At 42.0% G+C, this 16,081-nt stretch carries 14 protein-coding genes; 9 read left to right on the top strand and 5 right to left on the bottom strand.

Features of this window, described 5'->3' with window-relative positions; genetic code table 11:
- The first annotated feature begins 28 nt into the window (after positions 1 to 28).
- Positions 29 to 439 carry a nuclear transport factor 2 family protein gene (locus tag ACED29_RS11665; RefSeq protein ID WP_235781991.1) on the top strand — a complete coding sequence of 137 codons (411 nt, stop codon included), beginning with the start codon at positions 29 to 31 and terminating at the stop codon, positions 437 to 439.
- Between the two features lie 137 nt (positions 440 to 576).
- Here the strand turns inward: ACED29_RS11665 and tyrS are convergent, their stop codons facing one another.
- On the bottom strand, positions 577 to 1,773 hold the full coding sequence (gene tyrS, locus ACED29_RS11670) for a tyrosine--tRNA ligase (protein ID WP_124017073.1): 1,197 nt from the start codon (positions 1,771 to 1,773) through the stop codon (positions 577 to 579).
- Between the two features lie 125 nt (positions 1,774 to 1,898).
- On the opposite strand from tyrS, the gene ACED29_RS11675 reads away from it, so the two are divergent.
- The 4 genes from ACED29_RS11675 to ACED29_RS11690 all read left to right on the top strand — a co-directional run bounded on the left by ACED29_RS11675 (position 1,899) and on the right by ACED29_RS11690 (position 5,543).
- Positions 1,899 to 3,419, top strand: coding sequence for a peptidoglycan DD-metalloendopeptidase family protein (locus tag ACED29_RS11675; RefSeq protein WP_371697732.1), 1,521 nt, complete (start codon positions 1,899 to 1,901; stop codon positions 3,417 to 3,419).
- A 34-nt stretch (positions 3,420 to 3,453) separates the two neighbouring features.
- On the top strand, positions 3,454 to 4,566 hold the full coding sequence (locus ACED29_RS11680; protein WP_371697733.1) for an anhydro-N-acetylmuramic acid kinase: 1,113 nt from the start codon (positions 3,454 to 3,456) through the stop codon (positions 4,564 to 4,566).
- A 114-nt stretch (positions 4,567 to 4,680) separates the two neighbouring features.
- The gene (locus ACED29_RS11685) at positions 4,681 to 5,067 is read left to right on the top strand and encodes a DUF2750 domain-containing protein (protein ID WP_165870124.1); all 387 of its coding nucleotides are present in this window, start codon (positions 4,681 to 4,683) and stop codon (positions 5,065 to 5,067) included.
- A gap of 5 nt (positions 5,068 to 5,072) precedes the next feature.
- On the top strand, positions 5,073 to 5,543 hold the full coding sequence (locus ACED29_RS11690) for a hypothetical protein (RefSeq protein ID WP_371697734.1): 471 nt from the start codon (positions 5,073 to 5,075) through the stop codon (positions 5,541 to 5,543).
- A 111-nt stretch (positions 5,544 to 5,654) separates the two neighbouring features.
- On the opposite strand, the gene erpA is transcribed toward ACED29_RS11690, so the two are convergent.
- Both erpA and ACED29_RS11700 read right to left on the bottom strand, forming a co-directional pair.
- Positions 5,655 to 6,005, bottom strand: coding sequence for an iron-sulfur cluster insertion protein ErpA (gene erpA, locus ACED29_RS11695; RefSeq protein WP_124017068.1), 351 nt, complete (start codon positions 6,003 to 6,005; stop codon positions 5,655 to 5,657).
- 9 nt (positions 6,006 to 6,014) lie between these two features.
- Positions 6,015 to 6,800, bottom strand: a complete 786-nt coding sequence (locus ACED29_RS11700) for a DUF6776 family protein (RefSeq protein ID WP_371697735.1) — start codon at positions 6,798 to 6,800, stop codon at positions 6,015 to 6,017.
- A 311-nt stretch (positions 6,801 to 7,111) separates the two neighbouring features.
- On the opposite strand from ACED29_RS11700, the gene ACED29_RS11705 reads away from it, so the two are divergent.
- From ACED29_RS11705 to nhaD, 4 genes are all read left to right on the top strand, one after another.
- Entirely contained in the window at positions 7,112 to 8,836 is a 1,725-nt protein-coding gene (locus ACED29_RS11705; RefSeq protein WP_124017066.1) for a chloride channel protein, read from the top strand.
- Between the two features lie 388 nt (positions 8,837 to 9,224).
- A complete protein-coding gene (locus ACED29_RS11710; protein WP_182722511.1) occupies positions 9,225 to 10,244 on the top strand; it encodes an aspartate carbamoyltransferase in 1,020 nt (339 codons plus the stop codon).
- A gap of 26 nt (positions 10,245 to 10,270) precedes the next feature.
- A complete protein-coding gene (gene hemL / locus ACED29_RS11715) occupies positions 10,271 to 11,557 on the top strand; it encodes a glutamate-1-semialdehyde 2,1-aminomutase (protein WP_371697736.1) in 1,287 nt (428 codons plus the stop codon).
- 311 nt (positions 11,558 to 11,868) lie between these two features.
- The gene (nhaD, locus tag ACED29_RS11720) at positions 11,869 to 13,116 is read left to right on the top strand and encodes a sodium:proton antiporter NhaD (protein ID WP_124017063.1); all 1,248 of its coding nucleotides are present in this window, start codon (positions 11,869 to 11,871) and stop codon (positions 13,114 to 13,116) included.
- A gap of 155 nt (positions 13,117 to 13,271) precedes the next feature.
- On the opposite strand, the gene ACED29_RS11725 is transcribed toward nhaD, so the two are convergent.
- The gene (locus tag ACED29_RS11725) at positions 13,272 to 14,384 is read right to left on the bottom strand and encodes a general secretion pathway protein GspB (protein ID WP_371697737.1); all 1,113 of its coding nucleotides are present in this window, start codon (positions 14,382 to 14,384) and stop codon (positions 13,272 to 13,274) included.
- Complete coding sequence (locus tag ACED29_RS11730) at positions 14,384 to 16,057, bottom strand: ExeA family protein (RefSeq protein WP_182698307.1); 1,674 nt, start codon at positions 16,055 to 16,057, stop codon at positions 14,384 to 14,386. Before ACED29_RS11730 ends, ACED29_RS11725 begins: the two co-directional genes overlap by 1 nt.
- Between the last annotated feature and the right edge of the window lie 24 nt (positions 16,058 to 16,081).

The raw sequence follows: 16,081 nt of genomic DNA on the forward strand, positions 1-16,081 counted from the left end.
CTTTCCCACTAAAGCCAATATTGGTGACATGCCGCGAGAACAACAACTTGCGATGCAATACATGGAAGCACTCACTGATCACGATTATACCGTCTTACGTCGATTTTATTCACGCGAAACAGTATTTTACGATAAGACAGCCAATACGACCTACAAAGGTGGTCGGCACATTATTGCGTTTTTACAACGAGCCCATGAAGGGGTATTAGAATACCGCTTAAACGTAGAACACATGTTTAATACTGGCTCATTGGTGGTAATCATTGGTAGTTATCGCTTACGCGGTCCAGGCGATCAGTATGGTAAACCTGGAAAGATTATCGACCTTGCCGTACCCGGTGTCACAACCCTTAAATTTGATAGCAATACTGAGCGCCTAGTGGAGCAAATGGATTTAATGGATTATCAAACCATGACTGACCAACTTGCGGCTCAGTAATAAAATCAGAGTCAATTGCGCGCCGCGAGCGCTTTAATTGGCTGTGTTATATGGCTTCAGTGATATCGATTTCATTACGTATCAGACATAAAAAAACGGCTTAGTTAATAAGCCGTTTTTTATTGATTTCGTAAAACTTATTTCAAGATAACTTTAGCAAATTTTCGCTTACCAACCTGGAATACCGCTTCAAGACCAGCATTAAAACTGATGCGACTGTCTTCCACTTTTTCGCCATCCATTTTAACCGCACCTTGCTTGATCATCCGCATACCATCTGATGTAGAGCCGACAAGACCGGCATCTTTGAGTAAGTTAGCAATCGCTAAGCCTTCACCTGCTTCTAAAATGACTTCTTCGATGTCATCTGGAATGGCACCTTTTTGAAAGCGATCGATAAACGCTTGATGTGCAGCTTCTGCTTGGGCTTCATCATGGAAACGAGCTATGATTTCTTTGGCTAATAAAATCTTGATATCGCGAGGATTAGTGCCATTTTCAACGTCTAGTTTAAACTGGGCTAATTCAGTTAATGGACGGAATGACAATAACTCAAGATAACGCCACATCAAATCATCTGAAATCGACATGATTTTACCAAACATTTCATTTGCAGGCTCACTCACACCTATGTAGTTGTGGGCCGATTTAGACATTTTTTTAACGCCGTCTAAACCTTCAAGCAATGGCATCATGATAACAGTTTGTGGTTTTTGGCCTTCTGACTTTTGCAGTTCGCGACCCATAAGCAGGTTAAACTTTTGATCGGTTCCACCTAATTCAACATCGGCTTGCAATGCAACTGAATCGTAACCTTGCAATAAAGGATACATAAATTCATGAATCGCAATAGATTGACCTGATGCATAGCGCTTTTTAAAATCGTCACGCTCCATCATACGAGCAACCGTTTGCTGTGAAGCTAAGCGGATCATACCCGCGGCACCTAATGGCTCTAACCAGCTAGAGTTGAATTCGATACGCGTTTTTGCTGGGTCTAAAATTTTATAAACCTGTTCTTTGTAGGTTTCTGCGTTAGCAAGCACTTGCTCACGGGTCAATGGCGGACGAGTACTGTTTTTACCGCTAGGGTCGCCGACCATACCGGTAAAGTCACCAATCAAGAAAATCACTTCGTGACCTAACTCTTGAAAAGTACGCATTTTGTTCAAAATAACCGTATGACCTAAGTGAATATCTGGAGCGGTAGGGTCTGCGCCTAACTTGATGCGTAATGGGCGCCCTTCTTTCAGTTTCTCAAGCAAATCCGCTTCAAGTAATATCTCATCGGTACCGCGCTTAATCTCTGCCAATACTTGATCTAAATTCGCCATCTCTACTGCAACTCCCAGGGCTTGCACAAAAAATAAAGAGCTCTATGTTACTTGTTAGCCACAGCAAATGAAAGAGTGTACACTTAGCAGATAACAACGAGATAGAGAAATTGGTAACAGAGTCAATGGCAAAGCTTCTTACTTTATTCACATTGCTGCCAAAAGCACATCAAATCACATTATCTTTATTAGTGATTTTAACGACATTTATTCTGATGTTCCCATCGGAAGACGCTCAAGCATCTAAACAAACCCAATTGATGAGCCAATCAACTGAGCAACCCGACATAGAAATCAACAAGCGTTATGCCATTCCACTTGCCTTTCGCACGCCTACAGCACCAAATAGTAATGATAATATTGATGTCGAAAAGTCTGATGAACTCCTATCAAAAGATGACAGCGACACTTCCATCAGCGGTGAAACGGCAGATGACGAAGCCTTTGCTCAACACCTTTCGATGTTGCAAACCAGCACTTCTGATATTGACGGTATGATCAATGATATCGACCAGCAAGTGGCTAATCAAAAAGCCAAGTTAAAGCAAGAGGTCGCTAACGATGATAATAGCGTTGAATACTATGAAGTTGTTAAAGGCGATACATTGGGCGGCTTATTTAGCCGTGCTGGACTCAGCGCTAAAGACGTCTACGACATTACCCAATTACCGTTAGCCAAAAAGAATTTGCTCAAGATTATGCCCGGCGAAGAAATTGCCATTAGTAAAAATGCCCAAGGTGAATTACAAGAATTAACCTATCGAATGGACAAAGTATCGACATTAGTGATCAGTCATCACAATGAGCAATACAAAGAAACCGTCAACACCAAAGAAATCGAAAATCGTACCTCATTTATTACCGCCAATATTAAAAGTAACTTTTGGAATGCTGCGGCGGATGCCGGTTTATCGGGTAATCACATTATGGAATTGGCCAATATCTTTGGCTGGGACGTCGATTTCGCGCTTGATATCCGTAAAGGTGATCATTTTTCATTATTGTTTGAACAAGAATACGCCGATGGCCAATTTTTACGTAATGGCAATATTCTCGCCGCAGAGTTTTTTAACCAAGGGGAGCGTTACACCGCCGTACGGTATACCGACGGAGAATATTATTCAGAAGATGGCAGTAGTATGCGCAAAGCATTTTTACGCTCGCCAGTAGACTTTAAATATGTCAGTTCTAACTTTAATCCTCGTCGTTTGCACCCAGTAACGGGGCAAATTAAAGCCCACCGCGGCGTAGACTATGTGGCCGCCATAGGTACACCGATTAAAGCCGCGGGTAAAGGTAAAGTGGTTGAGGCCGGTTATAACCAGTTTAATGGCAACTATGTATTCATTAAGCACAACGAAACCTACACCACTAAGTATTTGCATTTAACTAAGCGCAAAGTAAACCGTGGTGAAACGGTTAAACAAGGCCAAATAATCGGTACCTTAGGTAAAACAGGCCGAGTCACTGGCGCTCACTTACATTATGAATTCATTGTAAATGGCGTTCATCGCAATCCACGAACCATCGACTTACCTAAATCTATGCCGATTGATCGTAAAGAGAAAAATAAATTTACGGCACTCAGTAAACAATTGATGGCTCAGCTAAAATCAAATCAACAACAGCAATTGGCAAGTAATTAATAGCCTAATATTGCCATTCACAGAGAGTTACCTCATGTCTAAGCCAGAATACTTTATCGGTCTAATGTCAGGCACAAGCATGGATGGTGTTGATGCGGTGTTGGTTGATTTTTCAACTGATCATCCTATTTTAGTTGCCAGCCATACCGAAGCAATACCAGCACATTTATTAAGTGGTTTACAACGTTTATGCCAGCCTGCAACAGATGAAATAAACCGCCTCGGTCGACTCGATCGCAGCGTTGGTAAACTGTTTGCACAAGCGGTTAATCACTTATTGGCTAAAACAACTGTCACTGCCGATGAGGTTATAGCCATAGGGTCACACGGACAAACTGTGCGTCATATGCCTAATTTAGAAATGGGTTTTACATTGCAAATTGGCGATCCTAATACCATTGCTATTGAAACTAATATCGATGTCATTGCTGACTTTAGACGTAAAGATATTGCCCTTGGCGGCCAAGGGGCACCGTTAGTTCCAGCATTTCACCAGCAAGTGTTTGCTCGCCAAGGTCACTCTAGAGTGATTTTAAACATAGGTGGAATTGCCAACGTAACCTATTTACCTGGTAATAGTGAGCAAGTATTAGGCTTCGATACCGGTCCGGGTAACAACCTAATCGATGCCTTTATTCAACAAAACTTGAACCTTCCTTTTGATGAGGATGGTGCTTGGGCAGACTCCGGAACCAGTAATCCTGTCTTACTCAAACAGCTATTATCGCACTCTTACTTTTCGTTAGCTTACCCAAAAAGTACTGGTAGAGAGCTGTTTAATCAAGCTTGGCTTGAGCAACAAATCGCTGACTATAGTCATTTAGATCAAGAAGATATTCAATCTACCCTACTTGATCTTACCTGCCACAGTATTGCCAACGACATAAATAAACTGGCACCGACAGGTGAATTATTTGTCTGTGGTGGCGGAGCATTAAATAAAGCCTTAATGCAACGACTCGCCATCTTGGTTCCCCATTATAAAGTCGCTACCACCAGCGCGTTAGGTGTGAATGCAAAATGGGTTGAAGGCATTGCCTTTGCCTGGTTAGCCATGCGTTATCACCATGATTTACCCGCTAACTTACCCGCTGTTACGGGCGCGTCACGCGCTGCTGTGCTAGGTGGGCGTTTCAAGGCGAGATAAACACACCAAAATGCGTGGTTTACTTTTGCAATTGTGGCCTCAATGTTATGATGCCCACAAATTTGCTTAATTGTTTAAAATTGAGCAAAGCCAAAACTTAAGATGAGAGTCAATATGAGCAATAAAACCAAAACTGTATCTGAACTAATGAATCTAACTCCAGAAGGTCGTTATGATTATATGGTTGATCAGATTAAAGCTGAAAAAATTATTTGGACACTTCAAGATCAAGATGGTTGTGTCATGCTGACCACTGAAGATGAAGACTGTATTCCAATGTGGCCATCTGAAGAGACTGCCGCACTATGGGCTGTTGATGAATGGAAAGACTGCGAGCCATTAGCGATTCCACTTGACGAGTTTCAAGAACGTTGGGTAAGCGGTATGGAAGATGATGACTTATTTATCGCAGTTTTCCCCGTTCAAGAAGACTTAGGTGTTGTGGTTCCTCCTTTTGAAATGAATGAGCGAATTTTGCCAAAGAAACAACAAAAGCATTAATTGTAATGACCGATACCAACTCTGAAACCAACCACGCAGACCAGGCTCACAGCGTTGCAAAGCCACATTTACCAAAACGGCTAATTGGCTTGATGATCGTTTATACCTTGTCGGCCATCAGCGGGCTATATGCTGCCAACTCCTTGTCTGAGTTAAGTGCAATGCTATGCATATTAACCTTAATGATAGTGCTCGCAATAATCGGCCGCCAAAAAGCAGGCTTATATCTTCTGCGGGTGTATTGCGTACTGCAACTTTTGTTATATAGCGTACTGCCAATCATTATGTATGACCCCGACAATTTAGTTGCCGGTCCAACCACGTTTGATTTTGGTTTGTTTCAAACCGTTGTTGCTGATTGGGTTATCTACTCTGTGCTTATTGCGCTGGGGATCATTCAAGTGTGGATTAGCTTTAATGCAAAAGTGAAGGCGTGGTTTAAACCGCGGATGAATTTTAATATTATGAGCAGTTAGTTGTGGGTGTATCGGTACAATATAGACATCAAAAAAGCCGTCGAAAGACGGCTTTTTGTTAGCTATTCGATTACATGTCCCCAGACAGGTTAATCACTGTAATAACGCGCATTACACCGAGAAACTCGCTCCGCAGCCACATGTTGTGGTCGCATTAGGATTTTTAACAAAAAAACGTGAACCTTCAAGACCCGATGTATAATCGACTTCACCACCAACAAGGTACTGAAGACTCATTGGATCAACAACCAATTGCACACCTTGTTTCTCAATGGTGAAATCACCTTCGTTGACTTTCTCATCGAATGTAAAGCCATACTGAAAACCAGAGCAACCACCACCTGTTACATACACACGCAGTTTTAATTCAGGATTCTGTTCTTCTTCTAACAGACCTTTTACTTTTATCGCCGCCGCATCGGTAAATTGGATCGGCATTGCTGTATCAACTTGTTCAGTCATTACTACCTCTTACTTCGGTTTCTGCAGAGAATTATCCTTTACCTGACTATTTTGTTCAAGTATTACCCGCAGTTCTTTTTCACCCATCAACAGCTCTGGTACATTATAGACTTGCTCAATCTCGCCACCTTTGACACCACGACGAGCAGCCACCTTCACTTTGACCATGATTCGTTGAAGATTAAATCCCACTGGAAGTTCAAAATTGTTATCTATAATTTGAAAATAATTAAATTCAAAATCTAGTTTTTTATTGATTAATTTGCTCAAAGACAGCTCAGCTGGCTGATCATTTTGTGTACCCAGCAACAATACCGTCGAACTCGTCTTCACTTTAACTTGGTGTTTTTGCAACTGAGTGAGAATTAATCGCAATTGATATTGACCAGTCGTCACACCCTGGGCTAATTCCACCCCATGAATAGACACACCTTCAACACCAGAATCAGTCACCATTATACTGCGATAAAACGCTAATTCTTTCTCTAACGCTTTTTGATCTGATAATTGTTGGCTAAACATATCTTGCATTTCTTTATTGGCATTTTCAGCAATGCTTAATGCTAAATTACGACTGGCAAGCACTTGCGCCTGTTCCTCCAGTTGTTGTAACAATTTACGCTTGCCACTGGCACTATTTGGCGTAGCCTCTGGTGCAAATGAAAGCCATAAATTAAAACTTATTGCTCCCAATAAAAAACACACTAACATTAAACCAATCAAGTATATGCTTGATGTCCTATTTTTACGTTCTAAAACTTGCAGTCTATCTAACCAACGGTGATAATTTAACATTAAGTTACAACCTTTTAATAAAATACAGTATGCTTGGCGAAGCATATTTTTCTTGGGTTTATTTTTGTGCCCTAGTTAACGTTTTGTGCAAATCATACCCGTATTACACAAGCTTATAATGCTAATATTTAGCGAGTCCAATAACCCTTTTTAGCCTATTAACTGTGTTAAATCAGATATGCAGCCAGCATGTATTAAGCGGTTAGTCCTATTGATGGAGAGTAATAACATGACACTAGCGCGTTATCAAACGATCAATAAACAGCTGCACAAAACACCCTTAACATATCAACAGGCCTTAGAGTCAAACCGTGCGATTTAAGATAAATAAAGCCGCTATTATTCACGCCAAAAGAACGACGCGCAAATATCTACGTAACGAATTTAGAGATAAGTTATCTCAGGCTAAAATTAGTGTGCAACTTTGTGCACTGGCGCTGCTGTTTGCCATCATAGCTTCTGTGGTGATTATCTTATTCCGTTTAAGCTTAGTGTGGGCAGATCAATACCTGCATTCAGATAGCTTAACCTTAAGCTCAACCTTAACTAATTGGCGATCTTACTTACCGATTATCGGCGCATTACTCATTTGGCTACTGTCTTTATTGGGCTCAAAACGCTATCGGCGCATGGGGATTGCCTATGTACTTCACCGATTCAAATTACATTACGGTAAGGTACCGCTTCAATCTGCTGCTGGACAGTTTTTTCAAGCATTAATCGCCTTAATGGCTAATTTTTCTGTCGGTAAAGAAGGCCCTGCAATTCACTTAGGTGCAGTAAGTGCCAGTGTTATGGCCGAGAAGTTTTCATTACCAGACAATAGCGTGCGCATTATGTGTGCCAGTGGTATTGCTGCCGGCATTGCTGCAACCTTCAATGCACCGCTTGCTGCGGTATTATTTGTATTTGAAGTGATTGTGCGCGAATACAAAATCCATTATTTCTTCCCAATCATGCTTTCAGCCATTTGCGGCGCGGTATCCAGTCAATTGGTGTTTGGTAATATTCATGAATATGAATTGATTAATGTCATTCATATTCCATTGGATCAATATCCTATTTTGCTGATTGGCGGCCTTGCTTTAGGCTGTGTCGCTGCGTTGTTTAACTATTCACTGCTAAAAGTAACCGCGACAGGTCAGCAATGGCCGTTAATTTATCGGCTGCTTATTGCGGGTGTGATTACTTCGTTTGTGGCGCTGTTGCTGCCACAAGCTTTAGGTTCTGGTGATCTGGCAATTAAAGAAGCCATTAGTGAGCATCCTAGTTTACTGTTTTTAATTGCACTGTTGTTGGCAAAAATCTTGGCCACCATCGCTGCTATTGGCTTTGGTGTCCCCGGCGGATTAATTGGTCCACTCTATGGTATTGGCGCATTAGTTGGGGCTATCTTAGCCTTAGTCAGCAGTTTACTGTTTCCATCCATTGCACCTTATGTGGGTTTATATACTGTCATTGGCATGACAGCAATGATGGGGGTTTGTCTGAGTGCCCCTCTAGCTGCATTAGTTGCGCTACTTGAATTAACCAACGATGCGTCGATTATCTTACCGGCGATGTTTGTCACCATTCCAGCATTTTTAGTGGCATACCAGGGATTTAATACTCATTCTATCCTACTTAAACAACTGGATATTATGGGCTTAGGCTATAAGGTTGCCCCACTGAATCAAGGGTTACAAAAGAAAGGTGTTAGGGTACTGATGGATAAACGCTTCGTGATTGTTAACGATGATGACGAACTACTGCTTGAAGTACTTAAACGCGCTGCTGGCCGCCCAGTATTAGTTAGAAATGCTGAAGGCGAAATTGAAATGTTGCGACTTGAAATGCAATCCTTTGAAGATTCAACCACCCTATCGCGTCATCTCATGCCCGGATTACCTGACAGCGCCACCTTAAATGAGGCTTATGAAGCACTGCTACCAAAACGATCTGGCGAAGTGTATATCTATCGTGATAACACGCAAAAAGTTGTTGGGGTGATCAGTTGGGCGAATTTATTGCAAGAAATTCGCTCAGGGCAAATTTAATCCAACCTCTTTGAGCTCATTAGTCCTCAATAGTGTGACAAAGTGCTGCTTAATCCTCACTTGTCGCTCCATATGAGGCGCTTGAGCAAATTGCAGCTTCAGATGTTATCTCAGTGGTTCTAAGGCTAATTCGCTGCGGCACGAGCAAATAAAATGAGTCTTTCAAACCCGATTAAGTTAACGGCCAAAATCATGTCAATGTTCTTGATAACAGCAAGTGAATCTCTGTGTTAAGCACGGTTATTATATTTATCTGGCGGTTATTTTCTGCTACAATTTTGCCTCAGCCACCCTAGACATAATCTCTATAACACCCTATATAATAATACGGTAAAATAGCATGCTGTTCTGGTGAATATTTTGCCCCTAAACTTTGGAAATTAGGCTGATGACGCAGTTCGAAGGTTCACATATCCTTTCAGTAAGCCAGTTAGATCTGGATTCAATTAACACTATTTTCAACGTCGCGAATAAAATGACACCTTATGCTTTGCGTGAAAAACGCACCAAAGTATTAGAAGGTGCCATTTTAGGCAATCTGTTTTTTGAACCCAGCACCCGAACTCGTGTCAGCTTTGGCTGTGCCTTCAATTTACTTGGCGGACATGTTCGAGAAACCACAGGAATGGCATCATCGTCATTATCCAAAGGCGAATCACTTTACGATACGGCTAGAGTACTCTCTACTTATTCGGATGTGATTGCCATGCGTCATCCAGACGCATACTCAGTTAAAGAATTTGCCGAAGGCAGTCGCGTACCTGTAATTAACGGTGGCGACGGACCGAATGAACACCCTACTCAAGCCTTACTCGATTTATTTACCATCAAGAAAGAGTTAAGCCACTCAGGTATGGGCATAGACGGTATGCATATCGCTATGGTAGGTGATTTAAAATATGGTCGTACTGTGCATTCACTATCACGCTTACTGTGCATGCATAAAGATATTAAATTCACCTTGATATCGCCAACTGAACTATCAATGCCTGACTATGTGATCGCCGACATTGAAAATGCTGGCCATAAGATCACAATAACCGAGCAACTTGAAGGCAATTTGCATCATGCAGATATTTTATATCTGACACGCATTCAAGAAGAGCGCTTCCCATCACAGGAAGAAGCCAATAAGTACCGAGGTAAGTTTCGCTTAAATCACAATATTTATACGCAACACTGCAAGTCAAATACCGTGATTATGCATCCATTGCCTCGTGATTCACGCGCGCAAGCAAATGAACTCGACAATGATTTAAACAGCCACCCAAGTTTGGCTATTTTTAGACAAGCCGATAACGGCTTACTTATACGTATGGCACTTTTTGCATTAACACTTGGGGTTGAAGACCAACTCGAAAAGTATGAGTGCCCAGTAAACTGGTATTCACGTAAAGCCGATAGATAATTGGCACACAATATTAAGGATTAGACATGACCCGTTCCGAGGTTTTATTTGAACAGGCTAAAAAGACCATCCCTGGTGGCGTTAACTCACCTGTACGAGCTTTTAATGGTGTAGGTGGTTCACCTTTGTTCATTGAAAAAGCTGATGGTGCTTATATTTTTGATGCCGATGGTAAAAAGTATATCGACTATGTTGGTTCATGGGGACCGATGATTTTAGGTCATAACCACCCTAAAATTCGCCAAGCAGTGTTAGATGCCGTTGAAAATGGTTTGTCGTTTGGTGCACCAACGGAACTTGAAGTTAAAATGGCTGAAAAAGTCATATCAATGGTGCCATCAATAGAACAAGTTAGAATGGTCAGTTCAGGTACTGAAGCCACCATGAGTGCGATTCGTTTAGCACGTGGTTTTACTAACCGTGACAATATCTTAAAATTTGAAGGTTGCTACCATGGCCATGCTGACTGCTTATTAGTTAAAGCAGGTTCTGGCGCGTTAACCCTAGGGCAACCAAGCTCACCTGGTATTCCAGAAGATTTTGCTAAGCACACGTTAACAGCAACTTATAATGATCTTGATTCTGTACGCGCTATCTTCGAACAAAATCCAACCAGTATCGCCTGTATCATCCTTGAGCCCGTTGCGGGCAACATGAACTGTATTCCACCTGTCGAAGGCTTTTTGCAAGGCTTACGTGCCATGTGTGATGAGTTTGGTGCACTATTAATCATTGATGAAGTGATGACAGGTTTCCGCGTCTCTATGAGTGGCGCACAAGGCCACTACAACGTAACACCTGACTTAACCACACTTGGCAAAGTTATTGGCGGCGGCATGCCTGTAGGCGCATTTGGTGGCCGTAAAGATATCATGCAGTTTATTGCACCAACTGGCCCTGTCTATCAAGCCGGTACCTTATCTGGTAACCCAATTGCGATGTCTGCTGGTTTAGCCCAAATGGATGCATTGTGTCAACCCGGTTTATACGAAGCGCTTGCAGATAAAACGAAACGTGTTGCAGAAGGTTTTAAAGCCGCTGCAGACAAACACGGTATTCCATTAAATATTACTTATGTGGGTGGTATGTTTGGTTTCTTCTTTACTGAAGATAACACGCCAATGACCTCGTTTGCCCAAGTCACAAAATGCAACATGGAACACTTCCGTCATTTCTATCATGCCATGTTAGATGAAGGTATTTATTTAGCGCCAAGTGCTTATGAAGCGGGTTTCATGTCAATGGCTCACGGCGATGCTGAAATTGAATATACTCTGGCCGCTGTTGATCGTATTTTTGCTGCAATGAAATAAATCAACAGACAGCTCAAGCTAAGCAGTCTTTTGGTAACAATAAAGAGGATAAATAACCACGTTATTTATCCTCTTTTCATTTGTGTTAACAAACTCCAATTTCTTTTCACTGTATTGCTTTTTTATACGCTACTTTGGTCGATTATTGACAAAATAACTGTGATCTCAGTTGCGAAATCCCTCGTTGTGTGATGTGATCGCCCCGCCAAACGGAAAGCTTAATTAAACCTTAACGCTAGGGCCAAATTAGGTTAGCAAAAATTCATGGTAATGATGTTGATTACCTACAACACAAAGTTGGAATTGCAGTCATGCTACATACTTTTCTTATCTCACTTGCGGTACTTGCATTGCTCAGTATCGTGTTCGAAGAAGTTACCCATATAAATAAAGCAAAAACCACCCTATTCCTTGGCTGTATAGCTTGGATTACCTTGTTCATAGCTTCTGGTAGCCCAGAAAAAAGTAAAATCGTGGGCGAAAACCTCAACGAAAACTTATTAGAAATTGCTACATTATGGTTATTTTTAATGTCGACCATGACTTTTGTGGCCTATCTTAATGCTAAAGGCATGATCCAAGTATTGGTTCAAAAAATATTTCCGCAGCAAGTCTCTGTGCGAATGTTGATGATGCAAGTCGGGTTATTCTCATTAGTACTATCGACTTTTTGTGACAACGTCACTGCCACTCTGGTCTCATTAGGTTTACTAACAACCTTTAATTTAGATAAACAAATGCGCCGCCGTATGGCCGTGTTAATTATCTTTGCGGTAAACTCTGGTGGGGTGGCATTAATCACGGGTGATGTGACTACCTTGATGATTTTCCTCGCCGGTAAAGTGCATATCTCAGAATTGTTAATCTTGTTTATTCCAGCAGGCATTAGCGTCATGGTCCTAGCAGTATTGTTTTCACTTAAAGCCGAAGGACATGTAAGCACTACGCCTATCGAGCAAAATTACAATACGGTTGATATTGTCATCGGAGTCATTTTCTTTACTACCATAGTATTAACCATGGTACTTAACGTGCTGTTTGGTATTCCGCCGGTATTGACCTTTTTATTCGGCTTATCGGTGATGTTCTTAGTGGGCCGCACCAATAAAAGTAAAAGTGAAGAAGTTCAAGTATTAGAATATATCCGTCAGGTTGAATTCGATACTCTATTGTTCTTCTTAGGTATCTTGTTACTCGTTGGCATGCTTAAAGAAATTGGCACCTTACATTTATTAACCGAAGTGTACGGCATGTATAACCCTAGTATTTCTAACTTTTTCACTGGCGTGGGTTCTGCCCTGTTAGATAACGTGCCATTAACCGCAGCGTTATTAAAAGCCGATCCGGTTCTAACAACAGCACAATGGTTAGGACTGACTTACTCTGTTGGTGTCGGTGGATCGTTATTAATCATAGGTTCTGCATCAGGCATCATTGCCATGAGTAAAGTGGAAGAGCTCACATTTGTCAGCTACTTAAAATACGTACCAGCATTACTATTATGTTATTGCATCGGTTATGGATTAACCTTGTTTTTAGCCAATAACATTCATGGTTAATATGGCGAGTTAATTAAACCAATAACACTAAGGCGCAATAAGCGCCTTAGTGTTATTTATCGATTAAGACTAACAAATGACATAACGAAGTTGCGATAGGTTTGTTAAGGTAAGTATGGTAAACCGAGATTGAAATACTTGTGCTAAAGCAGCATCTAAATAGCCGGCACTCTAAATTGTTCACCGTTAATTTCTAACACTATATCCCTAGGCCTTATCTCAACAATGGTAAGCTTATTCTGAATCATATCGCCCTGCTGTAACTCAACGCCATCGACATTTAGCCAACGATTGTTTGGTTCAGATGAGTATACATGGGCATTAATATTAAACTCAGGCACTTGTAACTGTACGCTTGCAGGTAAATCACCATATTTAGGAATCTGTTGATTTGTAGGTCGAGGAATAGGATCGAGCTTTTCCTGCGTCACTTGCTGATTAGCAGACTGCTCATATTCAACATCTTTTAGCGCGGTTTGAAATGCGGCTAACAAGTTATTGCGCTCATCAATTGAGGGCTCTTTTACCGAAGCAAAATCGACCTCTTCAGCCGCAGCATTAACTTGCAGCCTTAATGCTTCTAGTTCAGCTTGCCCACGTCGATTCGCATTGGCGCCTAATATAATCGGTTCGGCATTATTTGTCAGATTAGAAGACGCACTGCGTCCCGACACTTGATGGGGTTGATCGTCAGTTTGTTGAGTTAATGCCTGAGCATCATCATTACGACCCCAATCCTGACTCCGCGCCTCAACATCTGATGCCGATTGATAACCTGACCCCATAGGTTCAGCAGCAGTGTTCTCAACATTACGTTGCAAAGTACCCAAGGATTGATAACTATTTTGAGCAAGAGGCTGCGCAATCGGCAGAGCCACTTTACCGGCTAATCGCACTCCATCATGGCCTTGATCTATGGCACTCTGATTGCCGCGTGGCAGCTCACGAGATCCATTAGCAGCTACCGCATCAGCAGATAGGGTTGACGGGGCTACAGCCACGGTATCAGCCACGGCTAACTGTGCATTGTAACGCTCAACGGGTAAGGCAACAGTTTGCACACTAGGCACTGCAGGATGTAGCAACAAACTCATGCTCCAAGCCGCACCAACACCAAAAGCAATAGATAACGCCAGCAGAGTGAATTTTCGGGTGTTGGCTGATATTTTCGGCGGCGGAGAATAATTGGCTCTGGGCGTTAAAATAACATCAACAATATTTTCTTGTTGCTGCTTTTTACGGTTAACAGCGTCTAATAGAATTGACATTAACTGCGCTCCGAAGATGCACTCAAACGCGGGCCTTGCTGGCTTAAATATAAGTTCAGTTGTACTAAGGTTTGATTGCCAGCAATACCATCAGGCTTTAGGCCATGCTGACGCTGAAATTGCATTAATTGCTGTTCTAATTCACCATCGAATTGTGTCAGTAAGCGTGCTCGGCGTTTATTGACTAACGCTAAGCTATTTTCTAACCACTGTACTTGCGCCAGACTCGAAGACTGACCGATTTCACGGGGTAATACACCGTCTGGTTGCCAAAGAATTTCGAAGGTACCGCTAAAATGACGATCAAACCAATCTTTGTTGACCCAGAATTGTTGCTCGCCCAATTGCAATAAAATTTGCTCCACTTGGCGCTCTACAATCACCCCATAAAACACATTCGCCTGAGCATCTTGTAAATACACCACCGCAGGATAATTTAGCCGCATAATACTGTACCAATTACCTTGTTGCTGGTAACAGGCTAAATCTTGTTGCTGCGCAGCCTGGCAGGCAGATAAACCAATGATAGGTTGTTTATTCCATAAACCAAATAACCCGGCAAAAGCATTATCAATGCTACTGCTTTGTAACATAGCTTGACGCAAAATCTGTTGCTGCGCGTTAACAACTGGCGGGCTGGTTTGTAGTTGCGATGTCGATGCTGTAATAGATTGATTTGTGGCACTAGGAATAGTGGCTAACGCTGGCGGATTAACAGACTGCTGCGTTTGATTGCTAGCTAATGCTGTATTGGAGTTAAGGCTATCGTCATTAGCCGAGCGATTAAACAGATAAAACGACAAACCAAATGCCAATACCAGCGCGGTTGCTGCAACAAATGGCCAACGCTTATCGCTAGGAGCATCAATATCACCTAACACTTCAACGGCGGCTTGATTAACCATCTTGTGATCAATCGGCACCTTAGCTTGACCATAACCAGCCATTAGCGCTCGTTCACATAATAAGTTAGTCAAGCGTGGAATACCGCCAGAGTGCTTATGTAACGCGGCTATCGCTTTACGGGTAAATAAAGGCTCGTGCCGACCCGCTACTTGTAAACGGTGCAGAACATATAAGCCAATTTCATCTTTATTCAATGGTAATAGATGGTAACGAGCGGTGATCCGCTGTGCTAACTGGCGAAGATCTTGGCGTTTTAACAGTTGCTGTAACTCTGGTTGGCCAATCAAAATGACCTGCAACAGTTTTTTGGTATTGGTTTCAAGGTTAGTCAGCAAACGCAACTGCTCTAACACCTCAGAACGCAAATGCTGCGCCTCATCAATAATCAGTACGGTATTACGGGCATTTTTATGATTAGTGAGTAAGTAAGTACTGATGAGATCGGTCAGCTGTTTTAAGGTCGGATTTTCGCCATACTTAATTTCCAACTCATCACACAATGTCGCCAAAAGCTCTAACTCGGTAAGTGATGGATTAAGAATAAATGCCGTATCTGTATTTTCCGGTATTTGTTGTAATAAACAACGTGAAACGGTAGTTTTCCCGGTACCAACTTCCCCCGTCAACAATACAAATCCACCTGTTTCACCTAACCCGTAAGTTAAGTGTGCCAGCGCTTCGCGATGACGATCGCTCAAGAACATATAATGAGGGTTAGGCGCAATTGAGAATGGATTATCGTTTAATCCATAGAAGGCTTTATACATTCGACCAAAAATCCTTATTTGAAA

The organism is Shewanella sp. 5S214, from assembly GCF_041439795.1.
Lineage (GTDB): Bacteria > Pseudomonadota > Gammaproteobacteria > Enterobacterales > Shewanellaceae > Shewanella > Shewanella vesiculosa.